Origin of the sequence: Nocardiopsis sp. L17-MgMaSL7 (genome assembly GCF_003182025.1) — a bacterium.
Classification (GTDB): Bacteria; Actinomycetota; Actinomycetes; order Streptosporangiales; family Streptosporangiaceae; genus Nocardiopsis; species Nocardiopsis prasina.
The window spans coordinates 164,539-183,057 of sequence record NZ_QGTF01000012.1 but is presented as its reverse complement, the minus strand read 5'-3'; the positions used below and the strand labels follow the sequence as shown (position 1 = coordinate 183,057).

16 protein-coding genes are annotated in these 18,519 nt (G+C 68.4%); 8 read left to right on the top strand and 8 right to left on the bottom strand.

The features are described 5' to 3' along the window. Nucleotides 1–576: 576 nt before the first annotated feature. The 3 genes from BDW27_RS20925 to BDW27_RS20915 are packed head-to-tail and all read right to left on the bottom strand — an operon-like array spanning nt 577 to nt 3,950. Nucleotides 577–1,233 carry a hypothetical protein gene (locus tag BDW27_RS20925; protein ID WP_110051201.1) on the bottom strand — a complete coding sequence of 219 codons (657 nt, stop codon included), beginning with the start codon at nt 1,231–1,233 and terminating at the stop codon, nt 577–579. 48 nt (nt 1,234–1,281) lie between these two features. Beyond that, on the bottom strand, nt 1,282–2,211 hold the full coding sequence (locus BDW27_RS20920; protein ID WP_110051199.1) for a 5'-methylthioadenosine/S-adenosylhomocysteine nucleosidase: 930 nt from the start codon (nt 2,209–2,211) through the stop codon (nt 1,282–1,284). Next, complete coding sequence (locus BDW27_RS20915) at nt 2,208–3,950, bottom strand: hypothetical protein (RefSeq protein ID WP_017547038.1); 1,743 nt, start codon at nt 3,948–3,950, stop codon at nt 2,208–2,210. Before BDW27_RS20915 ends, BDW27_RS20920 begins: the two co-directional genes overlap by 4 nt. A gap of 88 nt (nt 3,951–4,038) precedes the next feature. Between BDW27_RS20915 and BDW27_RS20910 the strand changes: the two genes are divergently transcribed. After that, nucleotides 4,039–4,752, top strand: coding sequence for an NUDIX domain-containing protein (locus BDW27_RS20910; protein WP_017547039.1), 714 nt, complete (start codon nt 4,039–4,041; stop codon nt 4,750–4,752). A 94-nt stretch (nt 4,753–4,846) separates the two neighbouring features. On the opposite strand, the gene BDW27_RS20905 is transcribed toward BDW27_RS20910, so the two are convergent. The 4 genes from BDW27_RS20905 to BDW27_RS20890 form a co-directional block, all read right to left on the bottom strand. Next, on the bottom strand, nt 4,847–5,725 hold the full coding sequence (locus BDW27_RS20905) for a hypothetical protein (RefSeq protein ID WP_110051196.1): 879 nt from the start codon (nt 5,723–5,725) through the stop codon (nt 4,847–4,849). A gap of 460 nt (nt 5,726–6,185) precedes the next feature. Next, complete coding sequence (locus BDW27_RS20900) at nt 6,186–7,490, bottom strand: 7-cyano-7-deazaguanine synthase (RefSeq protein WP_110051194.1); 1,305 nt, start codon at nt 7,488–7,490, stop codon at nt 6,186–6,188. 17 nt (nt 7,491–7,507) lie between these two features. Continuing rightward, on the bottom strand, nt 7,508–8,068 hold the full coding sequence (locus tag BDW27_RS20895; protein ID WP_233515861.1) for a hypothetical protein: 561 nt from the start codon (nt 8,066–8,068) through the stop codon (nt 7,508–7,510). Between the two features lie 211 nt (nt 8,069–8,279). Then, nucleotides 8,280–9,491, bottom strand: a complete 1,212-nt coding sequence (locus BDW27_RS20890; RefSeq protein ID WP_110051191.1) for an MFS transporter — start codon at nt 9,489–9,491, stop codon at nt 8,280–8,282. A gap of 573 nt (nt 9,492–10,064) precedes the next feature. Here BDW27_RS20890 and BDW27_RS20885 point away from each other — a divergent pair. Both BDW27_RS20885 and BDW27_RS20880 read left to right on the top strand, forming a co-directional pair. Further along, nucleotides 10,065–10,580 (top strand): lytic polysaccharide monooxygenase auxiliary activity family 9 protein, encoded by a 516-nt coding sequence (locus BDW27_RS20885; protein ID WP_017547044.1) that lies wholly within the window; start codon nt 10,065–10,067, stop codon nt 10,578–10,580. A 140-nt stretch (nt 10,581–10,720) separates the two neighbouring features. Beyond that, nucleotides 10,721–11,080, top strand: a complete 360-nt coding sequence (locus BDW27_RS20880; protein WP_110051189.1) for an MmcQ/YjbR family DNA-binding protein — start codon at nt 10,721–10,723, stop codon at nt 11,078–11,080. Nucleotides 11,081–11,195: 115 nt separating this feature from the next. Here the strand turns inward: BDW27_RS20880 and BDW27_RS20875 are convergent, their stop codons facing one another. Then, nucleotides 11,196–12,977: a PhoX family phosphatase gene (locus tag BDW27_RS20875; protein WP_110051187.1), complete on the bottom strand. Its 1,782-nt coding sequence runs from the start codon at nt 12,975–12,977 to the stop codon at nt 11,196–11,198. A 181-nt stretch (nt 12,978–13,158) separates the two neighbouring features. Here BDW27_RS20875 and rpmG point away from each other — a divergent pair, with 181 nt between their 5' ends. The 5 genes from rpmG to BDW27_RS20850 all read left to right on the top strand — a co-directional run bounded on the left by rpmG (nt 13,159) and on the right by BDW27_RS20850 (nt 18,337). Further along, a complete protein-coding gene (rpmG, locus tag BDW27_RS20870) occupies nt 13,159–13,323 on the top strand; it encodes a 50S ribosomal protein L33 (protein ID WP_017547047.1) in 165 nt (54 codons plus the stop codon). 28 nt (nt 13,324–13,351) lie between these two features. After that, a complete protein-coding gene (locus tag BDW27_RS20865) occupies nt 13,352–13,597 on the top strand; it encodes a type B 50S ribosomal protein L31 (protein WP_017547048.1) in 246 nt (81 codons plus the stop codon). Nucleotides 13,598–13,684: 87 nt separating this feature from the next. Further along, nucleotides 13,685–13,855: a 50S ribosomal protein L32 gene (gene rpmF, locus BDW27_RS20860; RefSeq protein WP_110051185.1), complete on the top strand. Its 171-nt coding sequence runs from the start codon at nt 13,685–13,687 to the stop codon at nt 13,853–13,855. 121 nt (nt 13,856–13,976) lie between these two features. Continuing rightward, entirely contained in the window at nt 13,977–16,382 is a 2,406-nt protein-coding gene (locus BDW27_RS20855) for a lysylphosphatidylglycerol synthase transmembrane domain-containing protein (protein ID WP_017547050.1), read from the top strand. Between the two features lie 1,202 nt (nt 16,383–17,584). After that, nucleotides 17,585–18,337: a MerR family transcriptional regulator gene (locus BDW27_RS20850; protein ID WP_110051183.1), complete on the top strand. Its 753-nt coding sequence runs from the start codon at nt 17,585–17,587 to the stop codon at nt 18,335–18,337. Nucleotides 18,338–18,519 lie beyond the last annotated feature (182 nt).

The following is an 18,519-nucleotide window of genomic DNA, read 5'->3' as shown; positions in this document are numbered from 1 at the left end:
CCTCCTGTCGACCCCCGGCCAGTTCACCGAACGCCTCGTCGCCTCTTCGCCGCCCCCGAACCCGCCGAGTGTCGCAGCGCCCCTCCAGTGTCCGGGCCGTCTCCGGGTGCCACGCCCCCGCAGGCCTCCGTGCTGCGGATACCGGTGACCCCGCGGGGCCCAGAAAACCGCTGACCCCCGTCGCTGCGCGACGGGGGTGCCAACTCGGGAATCTGCGGGAGAAACTCGGGGCTCAAGGACCGGATGGGCCCCGCCTGGATCGGGACCCCACAGGGCACCCGAGCCACCAGGCGCCCCGCACGTCCCAACCTCCGCGTCGCGAGTAGCGCCTGGGAGGATGGGACTTCCCCGAGAATCGCAAGGACTCCCGTGGTTGGAGTACCCAAAGGGTTTCGGACCCCGATCCTGGAAAATTCCAGAACCATTTCCGAACCCTGTGGAACCAAGATCACAGAACAACGAACTCGGACGCAATCCATTAAAAAAGGGTCGTTTCCAGGGTTTCACCCCTCTGGAAACGACCCGGCCCAGAAGCTCCGCAGGCCGTGGAAAGGTGGTTCTCCGCCCAGGTCCTCCTCACCCGTCGCCACCACGTGCGGCCGCGCTGTTGGCCCATGCGAACTCGAACAGTCCGAGGGCCGCGTCGTACAGCGTTCCCGAGGAGGTCAGATGGAGGCAGGGGGAGTGGCGGCCGTGTTCGTACCTGCTGTAGAAGGTGAGATAGGCGCCCGTGTCGGTGGCGATGATCCGGAAGGTGTTGGGCAGGTCGAACAGGCGCAGATCCAGAGCGGGGTTGCGGCGGCCGACTCGGTCCAGGTAGTCGATGTTGACTCTGACCTGCGCCCGTAACAGTTCCGGCCCGAAACCAGGATCCGTGTGACCCAGGTCCGTCCCCCGGTTGGCCAGCCAGGAGCCCGAGGCCGAGTCCGGGTCGGGTAACAGTACCTGGACGGGAGTGGGGGAGCCCGACCACAACGGGGCGAAGGTGTCCCTGGTGAGCACGTTGCCCCGCCCCACCAGAACCTTCACCCACCGGGCCCGGGCCAGATCCCGCGCCAGGTCCGCCTCGGAGGACCCCTGCCGCCCGTACAGCCGTGTGATACCGGTACCCGTGAGCCGGGAGAGCAGGCCCACGAGCCACCAGCGTGGTCTGCCGACGCGGAACCACCCTGCGACAAGGACGAGTACGGTGGCCAGCAGCGAACTGAGCACTCCGAGCAGGAAGGCGGTCATGGGGATCCCTTCGTCGCGGGGCGGACCAGCGGGACGGAGCCGCGCGGTTCAGCACAGGTAGGGAAGGAGTTCCTTCACCACGTGGGCCGCGTTGTGTGCGGCCAGGTCATGGCCGTCGTCGTTCTTCTCCTGGTCGGCGTTGTCGGAGATACCCCGTACCACCACCCAGTCGGGGTTGGGCTCCTCACCCACGGAGTTTTCCTGCCAGTACTGGCTGAGCCCGCCGGACTCCATGTCCACCGCCAGGACCTTGTCGTTGTAGCCCTCCAGGAAGCGGTGGACGTCGCTGTCACCATCGGCGATGACCGCCTCACCTGAGCCGATGAGCCCCGGGTGTACCTCGAAGGTCCGTTTGCGGTGACCGTCCGCCTGACCGCGGATCATCGCCGGTTCGCCCCGGTCGGTGAAGTAGACGTTCACCGCGTGCACGATCCGGGCGGGGGCCTGCCGTTCCTCGCCCCTCCTCTGGGCGTCGCCCTCGCCCCTGATCTTGCGTGAGTCGTAGTAGACGATCCGGGTGGAGACGATGACGTTGCCGATGCGCGCGTACTCGGGATGCAGCCCACCCCCGATGCCGACGAGGATCCACAGGCGAGGGGAGAAGTGGCGTCGCAGGTGGTCCAGAGCGGACATCACGGATCGCTGACCGGGGCTGTGGGTCTGCGTCGCGACGACGGAGACGGTACCGGCGTCGGTGGTGACCTTTCCCGTGGAGAAGAACAGCCCGTCGATCTTCTCCCTGCTCCTCAGTCCGAGCTGCTCGGTGACCGCCCGCATCTCCTTGGACAGGAAGGTGACCACCCCGACGTCCCAGCTCTGTGGTTTCTCCTCCACAGGCCGGGTGTCCACAGCAGAGAGGGGAGAAGACGGCGACACCCCGTGGTTGTTGACCTGTGTTCCGCTACCGAGGTTGTTGTTGCTGATGTCGTTGGTGCCGCCGAAATTGACGATGCCGCTGTTGTTCGGGAGGTTGTTCACGTCTGGTCTCCGTTCTGTGAAGTTCCCGGCCCCTGCTGGGGGCCGTGGTTGTTGACCTGGGTTCCGTCACCGAGGTTGTTGTTGCTGATGTCGTTGGTGCCGCCGAGATTGACGATGCCGCTGTTGATGATCTGCATCGCGCGATCGTCGAACTCGGAGATGTCGACCCCCCGAGAGTGGAGGAAGTCGCTGGTGGCCTTGAGCAGTCGCAGCTCGACGTTCTTGATGTGGCTGAGGACCTGGGTCTTGTCCAGCTGGACCTTGCTCCATTCCTGAGCGCGCTCCTGGCGGATGCTGAGACGGCTGCCGATGCAGACGTTGCGGATGGGGGAGAGGGTGAGCTCTCGCCGGTACATGAAGAGGGCCTTGGCCAGGAGGGCGGGGTAGCGCACCACGCGCCAGAGGTCGGTGGTCTCACGCGGGAGCCCGCGCAGGGCCCTGAACGCGGCCCATGCCACGGCCCGCTTGCCGTGCTGGCCGAACTCCTCGGCCTTCCGGAAACTGTCCGGGGTCCGGGTCAGGGCGCAGGCGGCGAAGAAGAGGTTGAGGGTGCGCCCCCGCAGGGTGGCATGCAGGAGGACCGTGGCCACCAGCTCGGAACCCGCGTCCGGGACGCTCACTTCGAGGAAGTGTTGGTGGGTGGGGCTCTGCGCGTTGATGAGGCGTCGCATCTTCAGCGGGTCGACCCTGCCGATCAGGGAGCGGTCGGTGGAAACGTCCGTGGACGCGACGAAGACCCGGTCCCGCACGTCCACGGGGAGTCGGACGTCCTCCTCGTCGTCGCGGAGCTGGAGGACTGCCTCGCGCAGGTGATCGATGAGTTCGTCGGTCCGGAAGGGAGGGTGGCGGTGTTCCCGCTCATGGAGGGGCTGGGTGTCCCCTCCCGGGCGCAGGAGCTGGATGCCCATCGGTGGGTTCCACTGGTGTATGAGCTCGCCCGCGCCGACGAAGGGTGACTCGTCACCGAAGAGCGTGAAGAGGGGGCTGTCCTCCTTCTCCTCCTTCCCCTGGTGCGCCGGACGGCGGTAGACGACGCAGGGATGCTTCTGCTGCTCGGCGACGACCGTCTCCCGCTTCGTGAGACGCCTCGGTCGTAGTCCGACTCCGGGCCTGTGGACGCGGTTGACGCGTAGCTGACTGACGACGCCCACGAACACCGCGACACCCAGGACGGCGGCTCCCGCGTACCCCGCGATCATGGCCTGCGTGTGAAAGGAGAACACCAGGACGATCATGGTGCCCCCGACGGCCAGGCCCGCGAGCCCGACCCTCTTGAGAGTGCGGACCTCGCCCATGATTCGCAGGTCACGCGCGGTGGGGATCCTCAGAGTGGGTTTCCGCTTCCTGTTCCTGCGCCGGGGGGCCAGCGGATCCTCGGTGCGGGCGATCACGGTGGACAGGGCGATCGCGTGGTGCAGGAGCAACAGGAGCGTGAGCCCGCTCGCCGTCAGCACAGCCGCCACCGTGTGGCCCAGGAGGAAGGGGGCGACGACCGCTGCCAGCATGGTGAGCCGGAGGAGCGCGTGCAGGTGGGTGGCCCACCAGGCGTGGCGCATGACGGGGACGTGGTCGAAGCCGTAGGAAGGGGCCACACGGCGGTAGGGGGTCGTGCAGATCTCGTTGATGACGAGATCACGGAACTTCTCGTCAACGTAGACGCCGGTGCACAGATGACGGGTGGCTCCGGTGGGTTTCTCTGTGGGGACGTCCCTGTCGGGTTCCGTGTGGACGGCGGTCATGCGGATCCCTGCCTCTGGGGGATAATGGTCACAGTGACCTTAATCAGGAAGGCGGGTTGAAGTCAAGATGACCTTTAAGGAGAATGCGGTGGATGACCGGCTGAAGGGGTCCACGGGGGTCGCGTTGTCGCTGGTGACCGTGGATCTGACCATCTTCACCATCAGGGAGGGCAGGCTGATGGTGCTTCTCGTGGAAAGGGGGACCGAGCCCTACCAGGGGCGCGCGGCCCTGCCCGGAGGGCGGGTGCGCGCGGACGAGACCCTGGACGAGGGCGCCCACCGGGAACTCCTGGAGGAGACCGCGATCGACGGCGCCCTGTTGCACCTGGAACAGCTCGGTGCCTACGGGGACCCTGGCAGGGACCCGCGGGGCAGGGTCGTCACGGTCGCCTACCTCGCTCTTGGACCGAACCTGCCCACCCCCGAGGGCGGTACGGACGCCGCTCACGCCTACTGGGCGGCCGTACCCGACCTCCTCGACCAAGGCGACGCGCTGGCCTTCGACCACGCCGGCATCGTCGCGGACGCGCTGGAGCGCACGAGACGGACCCTGGAGTACACCACCGTGGCCACGACCTTCTGCCGCGAACCCTTCACCCTGCCCGAACTGCGCAACGTCTACGAGGTCGTGTGGGGTCGTGCGCTGGACCCCAGCAACTTCCGGCGAAGAGCCACCAGAGCCGAGGGGTTCCTGGAAGCCACCGGTGACCAGCGCCCCCAGGCCACCGGCCGACCGGCAGCCCTCTACCGCAAGGGGGAGGCGACCCTGCTCAGTCCGCCGTTCCTTCGCTCGGCCAGCTGAACCACCGGGACGACGACGTGTCCCCCGGCGACGCCGGAGGACACGTCGGTCCGCTCGTCCTCACCCGTGCTGAGGCGAGGGGCTCTGGTACCTCTCAGAACTGTGGGGGAGCGGGCTGCTGCTTCTGGGGCAGGAGCGTGACGATCGCGGAGGCGACCAGTGCCAGGCTTGAGAGCCCCAGGAAGATCGCCCCGGCGCCGACGGAGCCGATGCCCTGGTTGTTGACGGAGGAAGCGGTGCCGAGGCCGTTGATCGTGCCGAAGAGCCCGGCGATGATGGCGATGACCGCCGCGGTGATGAGGGCCCACTTCTTCCCCGTCACCAGTGACACGACGCCGAAGACGATGACCACTACGAAGAAGGTGAGCATGATCGCCCCCTCGCCGTCGGGGGCCTCCGGGGAGAAGTAGTTGAAGCTCTCCGAGTACCCCCTGTACGACAAGGATGCGAGCGGCAGAAACAGCGAGATGATGGCGACGAGGGCGAGCGCGGGAATCGCGAACCGGAACCAGATGGACCAGTGCACGGCCCCAGGTGCCTGGCCGGACCGCTGACTGACGGTCTGGGCCGCGCCCACGGCCGCGGGGGCGACGGTGGTGGTGAAGTAGGTCTTGGCCCCCTTGGCCAGTTCCTTGGCCCCCGAGGCGATCTGTTGCGCGCCCTGTGAGGCCTGGCCCGGCTGGCCTCCGTGCGGCGCCGGGCCCTGCGGGTGCGCGCCAGGTGGCTGGAAACCGTGCGGTGGCTGCTGCTGGTGGCCCGTGGGCTGCTGAGGCCCCTGCGGCTGGACCGCGGGAGGGGTGTTCCGCCGAATGTATTCGGCGAGTTCCCTGTCGCAATTCGGGTGGTCGTGGATCAGCCGCCACAGATCCGGGCGCACGGCGCCGATCTGCCTCAGGGTCATCGAGTCGATGCGGGGGTCGGCCAGTTCCTGAGCGGAATAGCTGGCGGGATCGCGCGGCCCAGGCGGGTTCACTCGTGCTCCTTGGGGGTGTGTCAGGTGATACCCAGTGTGTCGATTCGCCAAGGTATCACCGCGGTGTAAGTCGATTTCACCGAGAGCCTTAAGCACCTGAGACTCGCGGCCATTGCGCAGGGCTTCCAACACCAGGAAGAACTGTGTGCTCGATGTTCCCACTTGTACGGGAGTCCCGGCCACGCAGCAGGTCGATCGTGTTCCATTCGGGTGCGGGGTGATATCTCCGCTGGTCAGCATATGTACTTGAGGAACTGGGTTCCCATGCTCGACTTCTGTTTGTCAGTGGTCGCTTCGACGGCCCGCGCGGGGAGTTCTTCTGGGAGGAGGTCCGGGATCGTGAGGTTATGAAGTCGTCGGGTACGAATGGTTGGATCGGCCTTGTGTGCGTGCTCACTCGAAGAAGGGAGAACCGAGATCGAGGACTGCCAGTCTTTCGTCCGGCGTTCACCCATGACGGTCACTCCTCGGCGAACTCCTTGATCACCGCCGGGAGGTCCCACTCACTGGCGTACTCGGTGAACACCCGGAGCAGGACCTCGCGGCGCTCGGGGAGGAACGAGCGCGGGTCACACACGATGTCGGGGAACTCCCGAACCATGCGCGCCCAGTCGAATCCGTCGCGGAGAACGTGGCGCAGCCGCGCGACCTGCCACGCCATGAGCCTCGGGTGGTCGTCCTTGCGTCGGGGAACACCCCTGACCGATGTGGGGATGTTCCGCCCGGCCGCGGCCAGGGCCTGGCGACGGAGGACACAGGAACTGCACCTGCCGCAGTGAGCAGGGGCATCGCCGCCTTCGTGGTGGGAGAAGCCGGTGTCGCAGGAGACCGAGGCGGCCAGGGCCCCGTCGAAGTGTGCGGGAACCCGTCGGACCATCTCGGCTTTGGTCCTTTCGAAGGCCCGGTTCTCGATCTGGAACTCGCTGTCCCCGGTGACCGCCCTGGCGAGATGTTCCATGTACCGCAGGGTCTTCGGGTGGACCGCCTTCGCTGCCTGGGCGCCGACCTGGCCCCGAGACAGCGCCAGGTTGAGCGCCCCCGGGCCGTTCTCATAGAGGCGGAGCGAGTTCGTGCCACGCGCGATCGCGGAGAGCACCCCCGCGGTCAGGAAGACGAATCCCCGTGAACGAGCGGTGCTCTCTCGGTTGCTCAGTCGGACCTGGAGCCTGAAGGGGCTCCAGGAACGCAGTCGCGAATCCGCGTTCCGGAGGGTGTCGTGGACGCGCTTCTGTTGGTTCTCCATGCGGTTGTTGGTGCTGACGGAGATGGCGTGGAGGGGATCGCCTTCTTCCTCGAGGTCGGCGATGATGCCGCACACCGAATCGAGCCCGCCGGAGAAGAGCGCCGTCGCGCCCTCGAGGTGGAGCTCCGCGTTGCTGAACAGGGACGCTTGGTTCGGGACCGGCCCGCCCTGTGTGAACTCGATGTGCCAGGTGTCGGCGGTCAGCCAGTTGAGTGGAGCCTCCACGTCAGCCGTGCGTTGGGCCCACCACGCGGGGTTCCGTACGGGGAAGGTGGTGCTGATGGTTCGGTGCCACTCCTGGCCCTTGCGCCACGAGTTCAGTGCCGGGCGTCGAAGGTTGCGGTCGACGGCGAAGGCCGTCGCGGCGATCGTCCACAGGTCCGCTGCCAGGTGGTCCTCGTCCAGGTAGTCGACGATCAACTCGGGGATGACCTTGAGGATTTCGGTGTCCTGGTCGAACGCCCTCAGTTCGGGTTCGAGGTCGGAAGAGTAGGTGACCCTGGTGGTCGCTTCGCGTGGCACGGGGGCTCCAAGGGAGGTCAGCGCATGAGGTCACTGACCAGTCCGCGCAGGATCGTCGAGGTGAAGGTGAGGTCGGCCAGTTCGAGGAGGTCCAGTGCGTCCTGCGCGTCCGGGCCGTAGTCCCCTGTGAACGGTGAGACACGGTCCAGGGCGTAGCGGCGTATTGCTCCGCGGGCGAACTCCTCGCCGATCCGCAGGGCCAGTCCCTCGTCGGCCTCGATGAGATCCTCCGGGGTGCAGCTGGCGAGCACGGTGCCGATCGCCTGGTCGACAAGGGCTTGCGTGCCCGACTTGCGGTGGCCGGCGCACAGGTCGAGGCTCTCCGGGCCGTCGTCCCTCAGGGTCCTGGCCAGCTTCCGCGTGCGCCGGGCGGCGTGGTCGAGGTCGGGTTTCCCGAGCTTCTCCAGGATCGTGTCCAGGGTCCTCCTCAACGGGGGCCGGACCTCGGCTTCGGGGATCGTCAACTGGTCCGGAGAGGCTCCGGATTCGCGACGCTTCCTCGCCCGCTCGCGTAGTGCGATGTCGAGGGGGTCCAGGGTGCGTACTCGGTCCCGTGTGTGTCGGTCGTCGTCCGGCACGCGTTGAGCTCCGATCCGGTCGGCTGTTCCGAGAATCACCCGAGTGATCACGGAAGGCAATGCCGGAGGAGACGTTGGCAACTTTCGGCCAAGGGGCGAACTGCCCGTTACCCGGCCCGCGCCAGTGGGCAGGGTGCGGCGACACGGAGGGAGGGTTGCGTGGGGCTCGGCCGAACCGCTGGAACTCTCCTCACGACCTGTGGGAGCCGGGTCACTCGCCGGTGGTGGTCCGGTCGGCGACTGCGGCGAGGATCGCGGCGACCAGCGCGAGTGCTGCTGGTGCCAGCAGGAGCAGGAGCAGGGCGCTGGCGGAGTCGATATCGCTGAGGGCCGGGCCTGCCAGGGAGGACACCAACGCACCACCGCCGATGGAGACCGCGGCGGACACGCCCAGCGCGGTGCCGGCCAGGGCCTCGTGCTCGGACATCACCGCCGTGTTGACGACGGGGGTGGTCAGCCCGTTGCCCACCCCGACGAACGCGCAGGAGGCGAAGAGGGCCAGTGGGTGGAGGTCCCAGGTCACAGCGATCACCAGGCCCGCGAGGAGGGCCGCGCAGGTGAGGGAGCGCGCCAGGACGAGCAGACGGGCGCGGAACACACGGGGGCCGAGGGTCCCAGCGAAGTAGCTGCCCAGGACGAACCCGCCGGGAATCATGGCCATGTACAGGCCGAGGGCGACCCCCGAACCACCGAAGTCCCGGTCCATGACTAGTGGAGCGCCGCCCAGGAAGACGTAGAGGGTGCCCATGGAGCAGGCCATACAGAGGGAGTAGGTCCAAAAACGCGGTGAGGCCAGAATGCGCCGGAGCGCGGACGGGAAATCACGACCGGGCGCGTCCGAACGGATGGACGTCTCCGTCATGTGTCGCATTGACACCAGGAGAACCAATCCTCCGATGACCGCGAGCACGAAGAAGATCGAGCGCCACCCGAAGAGATCGTCGAGAGTTCCGCCGAGGATGGTTCCGAGCATGGGTGCGAGTGCCCAACCCATTCCGGCGAATCCGATTCTCCGAACGGCGTCGTCACCGCGCGACGTTTCCTTGATGGCGACCATCGCCACGGGAAAGCACGCGGCGATCGCTGCCTGCGACATTCGGCAGACGAGGAAGATCTCGATGGTGGGCGCCATCGCGCAGCCGAGGGAGGCGAACGTGAAGACCGTGACGGAGACGAGCACGACCGGGCGGCGGCCGTACCGGTCCGACAGGGCTCCGGAGGCCGCTTCGGCCGTCACGGTGGCGATCGCGTACCCGGCGATCGAGAGGTTGACCAGGGCGATGCTGGTCCCGTAGGCGGCGGCGATCTCCGGCAGGGCCGGAAGGTGCACCGTCACGGGGAGCACCGAGATCGCCGCCAGGAGAACGAGGAGGGAGCGGTGCGGAGGGGGCGTTGACCTCCGCGTGACAGTGGGGTCGGGCATGAGGTGTTCCTTCGTCGAAGCGTCGTGGGGAGCGGTCACCTGCCGTGTGGATCGGCCGTCGCACGGGAGGTGGGTGCGGCCGAGGGGGAGGCCGGGGGCGTGTCGTCCTCCGGGGCTCCCGGTGCCGGTGGTGTCGAGGTGGGACGCTTCCGGCGAAGGGAAGGGAATCTGTCTTCGAGGACAGTTCTCACTGTTGTCGAAGGTGATCCCGGAAGAGAATACCGCAGGGTTTTCAGTAGACCAGTCGCAGATCTGATAAGAGTCTTTCCAGTTTGGGGGTTCGTTCTGATGCGGTCCTGTCAGTACCAGTGGAGAAACCGGATTCTGGTACCCGGTTCCAAGGCTGGGAGAGGTCTTGACGGGCGAATTACGCGCTGCTTACTCTGCTCGGCAACAGGTTGAGGAATGACCGAGAATTCCGAATTCCTGTAGGCGCCGATCCTCGCGAACACAGGGAATTGTTCGACCCCATGGACGCGAACCGAGCCGTCCTGGGCCCGAGAACGGCCCGGGTCCCCCGCGACGACCCCGGCGCGCTCCGGGTGTTCGTGATCCCCAGAAGGGCGAGACCTGATGAAGTTCCCCAAGCTCCGTTCCACCGCCGCCGTGGCCGCCGCCACCGCCCTCCTCTTCACCCTGATGCCCGCCGGGACGGCGAGCGCCCACGGCTACATCTCCAACCCCCAGAGCCGGCAGGCCCAGTGCGCGGCCGGTGTGGTCGAGTGTGGTCAGATCCGCTGGGAGCCGCAGAGCGTCGAGGGCCCGAAGGGCCTGATGAGCTGCTCCGGTGGCAACTCGCGCTTCTCCGAGCTGGACAACAACAACTACGGCTGGCGCGTCTCGGACGTCAGCACCAACGCCACCTTCAGCTGGACGATCACCGCCGCGCACTCCACCTCCACGTGGGAGTACTTCATCAACGGCAACCGGATCGCCAGCTTCAACGACAACGGCGCCCGGCCGCCGGCGAACTTCAGCCACAACGTCAACCTCTCGGGCTACAGCGGACGCCAGACCGTCCTCGCCCGCTGGAACGTGGCTGACACGGGCAACGCCTTCTATGCCTGCGTCGACGTCAACATCCGCTGATGAGGGTGTGCTGAGACACGTCGCGCCCCGGCCCGTGCCAGTCCACGGGCCGGGGCGCCTTCTGTCACGGGGGTGGTGGGGCGGGCGCGGACGAATCGGGTGGCCGTGCCGATGTCGGTGGCGTGTGGTTGTCTCATCTCATGGGTGTTGAGATCGAGCGGTTCCTGCGGTTGGTGCGCGCGCTTCCCGAGTGTGATGACCAGGACTCGGAGCGCTACACGACGTTCCGTGTGCGAGGGCGGCCCTTCGGCTACCTGTGGCCGCTGACCGCCACGGTGGGGTTGAAGCAGTCGCTGATCGAGCAGGCGGCGTTGGTCGCCGAACGGCCCGAGGTGTTCGAGAAGCAGTTCACGGCGGGCGGGTTCGGGTGGGTGGTGGTCCGCCTGGACGGCGTCGACCTCGAGGAACTCAGCGAACTCACCCTGGAGGCCTGGTATCTGACCGCCCCCGAGGAGCTGCTCGTCGCACCGCCCACCCCGGAGGCGCTGGTGCGTGCCTGACTCGGATCACCGAGACCGTCTGTTCCCTGGTCAGCGTCGGCCGCCCCTTCTCCTGGTGGATGGGGGCCCGCCTCGCGGCCGACGGAACTGGCCGACGGTCCCTCCGGCGGCCGGGTCAGGTCCCGATGATCCCGCCGTCGTCCTTGCGCACCACCACGACCCCGCACCGGGGTCGGCCGACCGGGTCGAACCCCGGCCAGTTGCTCACCGCGCGCGGATCCTCCACCGTGGGCGCGCCCAGCTGGTCCACCGCCGAACCGGGCCCCTGCACCGTCACGAACAGGGTCCGCTGGTCGGGGGTGGCCGCCGTCCCCGCGATCCCGCAACCACGCGGGCCGGTCAGGAACCGGCGCACCTCCCCGCTCTCGGGGTCGGCGCACAACAGTGCGCTGTTGCCCACCTGTTCGCGCGCGCCCTCGGAGGTGTCGCCGAGCCGGACCACGTCGGTCCTGATCCACAGCCGGCCGTCCTCGCCGCAGTGGACCCCGCCCGGGGCGGCGAAGACCGCCGCCTCCCGTCCCTGCCCGGACGGTGCCCCGGCCCGCGCGAACTCCTGCCAGGAGAACAGGGTGGCGCCGTGGTCGCTGGCGCCCTCGGTCCACGACAGCACACGACCGCCGTCGTCCCCGGAGGCCTCGGTGCAGTAGACCGTCCCGGTCTCGGGGTGCACCGCGGGTGTCCCCGGTCCCCGCAGCTCGGTCGCCCCCACGGCGTCGGCGGCCTCACGTGCCCTCAGCAGCACGTCCGCCTGGTCGGCGAATCCGTCACCCGAGGTCAGTCCAGTACGACCATGGACGAGGGGGAGCCAGTTGCCCAGCCCGTCGGAGCCCAGGCGGGCGGCGTGGAGGACTCCCTCGTCCAAAGGACCCGGGCCCCGGGCGTTCTGTGCGTCCCGCCAGGGACGTTCGGCCACGAACTTGTAGAGGTGGGTCGGGTCGCTCATGTAGACCACCGCCCGGCCCCGTGACTCGGAGACGGCGGCGCCCCCGTGCGCGAGTCGGCCCATGGCGGTGTGCTTGACCGGGGCCGCGGAAGGGTCCAGCGGGTCGATCTCCACGGTCCAGCCGAACCGGTGCGCCTCGTTGGGCTCACGGGCCAGGTCGAACCGGTCCTCGTGGACATGCCAGCCGTAGGAGGCCTCACCTGGGCCGAGTCCGTACCGGCGCTGGGACTCGGTGGCGGTCCAGCCCTGGGTCCGGGTGCCGAAGAGGTCGGCGATGGCGTCCTCCCCGGTCAGGCAGGTTCCCCAGGGGGTGGTGGCGTGCGCGGTGCCGCCGACGACTCCGACCGAGTCGGCGGAGGTCTCCAGGCTCCGGTGCCCGGCGAGGGGACCGGACAGGGTGGTGGGGGAGGTGGCGGTGAGTCGCCTGTTGAGTTCGTCGTCGATCACCCGCCAACGGCCGTCCGTGAGTTCGACCCGCGCCACGGTCATCCCGAGGGAGGCCATCTCCTTGGCGGTGCGGGCCGCTGTGGCCGAGCGCCCTCCGTCCGCGTGCAGCAGCACCGGGTCCAGCCAGGAGTGGTTGAGTACGAGCAGTCCGCGTCGCCCGCCGTCGTGGCCGGGATGCAGGGGGACGTAGCGCAGTCCGCTGTGGCCGGTGCCCACCTGGCGCGCGGCCTCCGTCGCCGTGTCGGAGGCGTCGGGTCGCCACGCCGGGACGCCCCGGTGCAGTGGCGCGCCCCAGGGGAGCAGGACGCGGGCGGTGTACCCGGGAGGGACGGAGACACCGTCGGTGTGGGCGACCGGCACCCCGGTGAAGGTGGGGGCCGATCCGGTGTCGGGGGCGGCCATAGCGGGGCGGAAGGCGTCGCCGAACAGGGCGGCCGTGGTCAGGACCCCGAGCCCCGCTCCGCCACGCAGGACCTGACGACGGTTGGGTCCGTGTTGTGACGCCATGGTTCTCCTCCGGCCGAATGCTCGTGAACACGCTTTGTCATGAGGTAATCACAATAAGTAGTTTTTCCTGCGCATTCGGGCGTGTGGCGCTCCGTGGTGGCGTCATTGGGGGGCGTGGTTCGAGTGGGAATGAAAACCGTTATCGTGTGGTTGAAAGGCCTGACACCCCGAGGAGGCGCCCATGGCACGCAACGACGTTCGGCCCGTCATCAAACTCCGGTCGACGGAGGGCACCGGGACCACCTACGTGACCCGGAAGAACCGCCGCAACACCCCCGACCGCCTGGTCCTGAGGAAGTACGACCCCAAGCTCCGCCGCCACGTCGAGTTCCGCGAGGAACGCTGACCCAGGCCCGCACCCAACGGAGACCCACATGCAGAAGAACATCCACCCCACGTACCAGCACGTCGTCTTCCGCGACAAGGCGGCCGACTACGCCTTCCTCACCCGGTCCACCCGCGGCAGCGACAAGACCGTCGAATGGGAGGACGGCCGCACCTACCCGGTGATCGACGTCGACATCTCCAGCGCCAGCCACCCCTTCTACACCGGCAACGCCCGCGTGGTGGACACCGCCGGCCGGGTGGAGCGCTTCCAGCGCCGCTACCAGCGCAAGTAACCGCGACCCGACCGGGGCGACGGCACCGAGCCCGTCGCCCCGATCCACTGCCCGCCAGGGCTTCCCGAACAGAGAGGAACCGCTCGCATGGCCGTACCCAAGCGCAGGATGTCGCGGTCCAACACCCGCACGCGCCGCTCCCAGTGGAAGGCCAGGACCCCCGACCTGGTCACCGTCCACATCAGCGGCCGTGAGTACCGCGTCCCCCGCAACCTCGTTCGTGCCTACCAGCGCGGGCTCGCCCCCCTCCCGGACTAGAACGACCCACCCCCACGGCGCCGCCGGGAGACTCCCGGCGGCGCCGCGATGCGGAACGGGCAGGACGAAACACCCTCGGCCCTGACGACCGAATCCTCATGGGTCGGGCAGGCTAGTTTTCGTGACAACAACCCCAACCGACACACCGGCCCCCACCCCCGGCCGTGCCGCCGCGAGGGCACCACGCAGCCCCGTCGACCTCCTCATCGGGATCGCCGGGCTGTTCCTGGTCTTCGTGGTCCTACTCCTGGTGAGCGACGCCATCGCCGACGGCGCGCCCACCGACGACGCCAGCCAGCTCCGCGCGGTGATCCCGTCGTGGCTGCTGTTCGCCGTCGCGCTCGGCGCCAACCTGCTGCTCATTGTCCTGTTCGTCTACGTCGTCCTGCGCTCGCTGTTCGTCGCCGAGCTGCGGGAGCTGACACGGGCGATCGTCGCGGCGGTGGCGGCCTACGCGATGACGTCCTACGTGAACTCCGTCCTGGAGGACGCCACCTACAGTGCGGCCCCGCTGCCCGGCCTGCCCGACGACGTCCTCACCGCCGCCACCCTCGGCTACGTCGCGGCGGGAATCGCGTTCGCCCGCACCATGCCCACCGGGCAGCCCCGCGTGCGCACCCTGCTGTGGGGCACCAACGCCGCGATCGCCGCCACCTCGGTCATGGCCGGGGTCACCAGCATCCTCGCGGTCCTGTTCACCATCCTCGTCGGCCTCACCTGCGCCGCGCTGAGCCGCTACGCCGTCGGCACCAGCGTGCCGCCACCCGCAACCGGCCGCATCCACGCCGAGCTCCACCGCTTCGACCTGACCGCGGACCGCATCACCCCCGCCGGAACCGACCGCGGAGGTGACGCCCTCTACTTCGCCGACCTCGCTGACGGGCGCCAGATCGAGCTCTCCGTCCTCAACTCCGAGAACACCAGCGGGTTCTGGCTGCGCCTGCGCGACCTCCTCCTCCTGCGCGGCCCCGTCGCCCCCCGGATGCTCTACGGTGCGCGCAGACGCGCCGAACACGCCGCGCTCATGAGCGCCGCAGCCCGTGAGGCCGGGGTGGACGCCCCCCGCGTCCTGGCCCTGGGCGAACTCACCCCCGGCAGGATCCTCCTGGCCCGAGAACGCTCCCGGATCCGGGGCCTCGACACCCTGGAGCCGGGACGGATCAGCGACTCCCTGCTCGACGACCTCTGGCGCCAGCTCAGCCTGCTGCACCGACGCCGCGTGGCCCACGGAAACCTGAACGGCACCACCGTCGGGGTGCTCGACCGGCACGCGGAGGCCAGACACCCCGTCACCGCCGCACTCACCGGGGTCGACCGTGGCGCGGTGGCCGCGCCGCAGATCCGCACGGCCCTGGACACCGCAGCGATGGTCACCCTGTTGGCGCTGCACGTGGGCGCCGACCGCGCGGTGTCCTCGGCCGTGCGGGCCCTGGGCGTGTCCGCCACGGCCGCCATTCTCCCGATGCTGCAACCCGCGGGTCTGCCCCACGCGCTCCGGGCCGCACTGCGCCGAGCCGACCGCTCGCTCATGGGGGACCTGCGGCGCCACATCGCGGCGGTCTCCCCCGAGGCACCCACCGAACCCGCCCGCCTGGAGCGGATGCGCCCGCGCACCATCGTCAGCTTCGTGGTGGTCACCCTGGTCGGGCTCGTGCTGGTCTACCAGCTCTCCGGGGTGGAACTCGGAACCATCCGCTACGCGGACCCGGGATGGACCCTGGCGGCCCTGGCCATGGCCACCACCTGCATGGTCGCCGCCGCCATGGTGCTGATCGGCTTCGTCCCGGCACCCCTGCCCTGGTGGCGCACCGTCCTGGTGCAGTACGCGGCGTCCTTCGTGCGCATCGCCGCCCCGGCCGGACTGGGCTCGATCGCGATCAACAGCCGGTACGTGATCAAGTCCGGGGTGCCCACCTCACTGTCCCTGTCCGCCGTGGGCCTCACCCAGCTCGTGGGCTTCCTGGTCCACGTGCCGCTGCTCCTGGTGTGCGCGTACCTGACCGGGACCTCGTACTGGACGGGCTTCAGCCCCTCGCCTACCGTGACCGTCATCGCCATCATCGCGACCGTCAGCGTGGGCACCGTGCTGCTGCACCCCCGGCTGCGCCGAGCTGTCGGATCGCGTCTGCGCCCCTACCTCACCGGGACCCTGCCTCAACTCCTGGACCTGTTCCAACGTCCGGCCAGTCTCGTCCTCGGCGTGGGCGGAACTCTGCTGCTGACCGTGGCCTTCGTGCTGTGCCTGCACTTCTCGGTCCTGGCCTTCGCCGGGCCCGGAGTGGAGGTGAGCCTGGTCGCGGTGGCCGTGGTCTTCCTCGCTGGAAACGCCATCGGTTCGGCCGCCCCCACCCCGGGCGGCCTCGGTGCGGTCGAGGCCGCGCTGATCGGCGGGCTCACCACGCTCACCGCGATGCCCGCCGACGTGGCCCTGCCCGCTGTCCTGCTGTTCCGGGTGCTCACCTTCTGGTTCCCGGTCCTGCCCGGCTGGGCTGCCTTCAGCTATCTGCAACGCCGCGAGGCCATCTGAGCCCTCAGCGATCGGGGAGCTGGTTCGGCCGTGTCGATGTGTGTCAGGATGTGTGCCAGAGGACGCCGGTGCGATGATCAAGCGAAGATGACGGCTCGCGTTGCCGCAGGTCGTTAAGTGTGAGCCCCGCGCACGCGGGGATGGACCGACGTACACGCCCAGGTGGCGCGGGTCCATCTCGTGAGCCCCGCGCACGCGGGGATGGACCGATTCCTCGGGCGGCGACCATTCCCGCTTTCGCGTGAGCCCCGCGCACGCGGGGATGGACCGCTGTCCTAGGAAGGGCGGCGGGACGGCCTGGAACGAATCCCGCGGAGCCCGACGACGAAAACCGCCCCGTGCCAACTCAGCACGGGGTGAGAGAAGATTCCTCTGCAACTCAACGAATCTACGACGTAAAGGTCGCGACTTCAGTGTTGGTTATCGCGCCACCCCTTGCACGGCCTACCATCATGGGCATGCTTCGCCGGGCGAAACGTGGAGGTCTGGGGAACCCACTTATCGCAGGCCAGGCAGCGCATTTTTCCTCCACGCCGTTTCTTGGACTCGCTGATGGTCCGGTAGTTCGGCACGGCTCCTTGGTCGGAGGATCCTCGGCATTCCAACAGTGCGTAGGAGAGCAGCGCCCAGGCGCTCGTCTCGTTGATGTAGTGCTTCTTTCGGCGGCCGTCGGCCCGCGCGCCTATCCGGCGCTCGCAGTACGGACACACTCCGGGGGTGGTCATCCGTGCCTCCTCGTCAGCGGTTGAGAGCGGCTGCCAGGATCACCAGGCAGATGATGATGGCGGCGGTCCACGGCCAGTCTGAGTATTGGCCCTTGAAGTTGCGTGCGGCCACGGAAACCTCCGAATGCTGGGGGAAGAAAGGGCTGTACCTAGGTACCATCCGGCGACGAAGCTCTGCTGGGATTGGCCACAAGAGGTCATTGGATTGCTGGTGGATAGGCGATTCGACGACCATTTTTGTGTAGCAGTAGGGTGAAAGCGTTGCAGAATGTCATATTTCCACTGGTTACTCCCAGACTTCGTGTGCCGGAGATGAGTCGGGTGGAGACCGGGGCCAGTCGGGCTGCGAGGGCGTTCGATGAACCGGATTGAGAATGACGATCGTGACGAGGATGGTGGCCGGTTGCGGTTGACGTTGCGTCAACGCCTAGCGTCGTTTCTGGGGCCGGAAGGTCCGGTCTGACGAGGGGAGACGGGATGTCGTGGTCGATGGGTGAGGTCTGCCGGATGAGCGGGGTGACCTCCCGGACGCTGCGTCACTACCACCACGTGGGCCTGCTGCCCCCGGAGAGCACCGGGGCGGGCGGGTTGCGCAGGTACGGCGAACGTGAGCTACGCGGGCTGCAACGCATCCTGGTCATGCGCGAGCTCGGGCTGGGGCTGGCGGACATCCGCCGCGTCCTGGACTCCGAACAGGATGAGGCGGCGGCGCTGCGGCAGCACCTGCATGACCTCGAAGCCGAACGGGACCGTCTCAGTGTCCTCGTCGACACCGTGCGCCGCACGGTCGACACCCTGGAGGGAAACGACGTGACCAGCAGACCGGAGGAGCTCTTCGAGGGCTTCGACACCGCCCACTACTCCGAGCGGGCACGTGAGGAGTGGCCGGAGCAGTGGGAACGGGCTCGGGAGGCGGGGGATGCCATGACTCCCGCCGAGGCCGAGCGGATGCGCGCGGAGGCGGCCGAGGGCATGGGCCGGATGGCCGCTTTCCTCAGAGCGGGCACCCCGGTGGGGGCCGCGCCGGTGCAGGCCGAGGTCGAGTGGCACTACCGGCAGATCTGCCTGATGTGGACCCCGGACGCGGAGGCCTTCGCTCACCTGGGGAGGGTCTACGCGGAGGACGGTTCTTGGCGTGAGGTGTACGAGCGCGTCGCCCCAGGGCTGGCCGACTACCAGCGCGAGGCCATGGAGGTCTTCGCCGAGCACCGTCTGGGGGAGAGCTCGTGATCCCCGCGCACTGGACGGCTCATCGAAGGGAGGACGGGGAGGTACTCGGGTATCTGAGACCGGAGGGTGAGGGGTTCGTGCCGGTGAATGCGTTCGGCCACCCTGTCGGGGGCCCGGTTCCGGATCCTGAGGCCCGGGCTGTCCTGGATGCCTTGGGGTTGGCCTGTCTGGCCGAGCCCTGG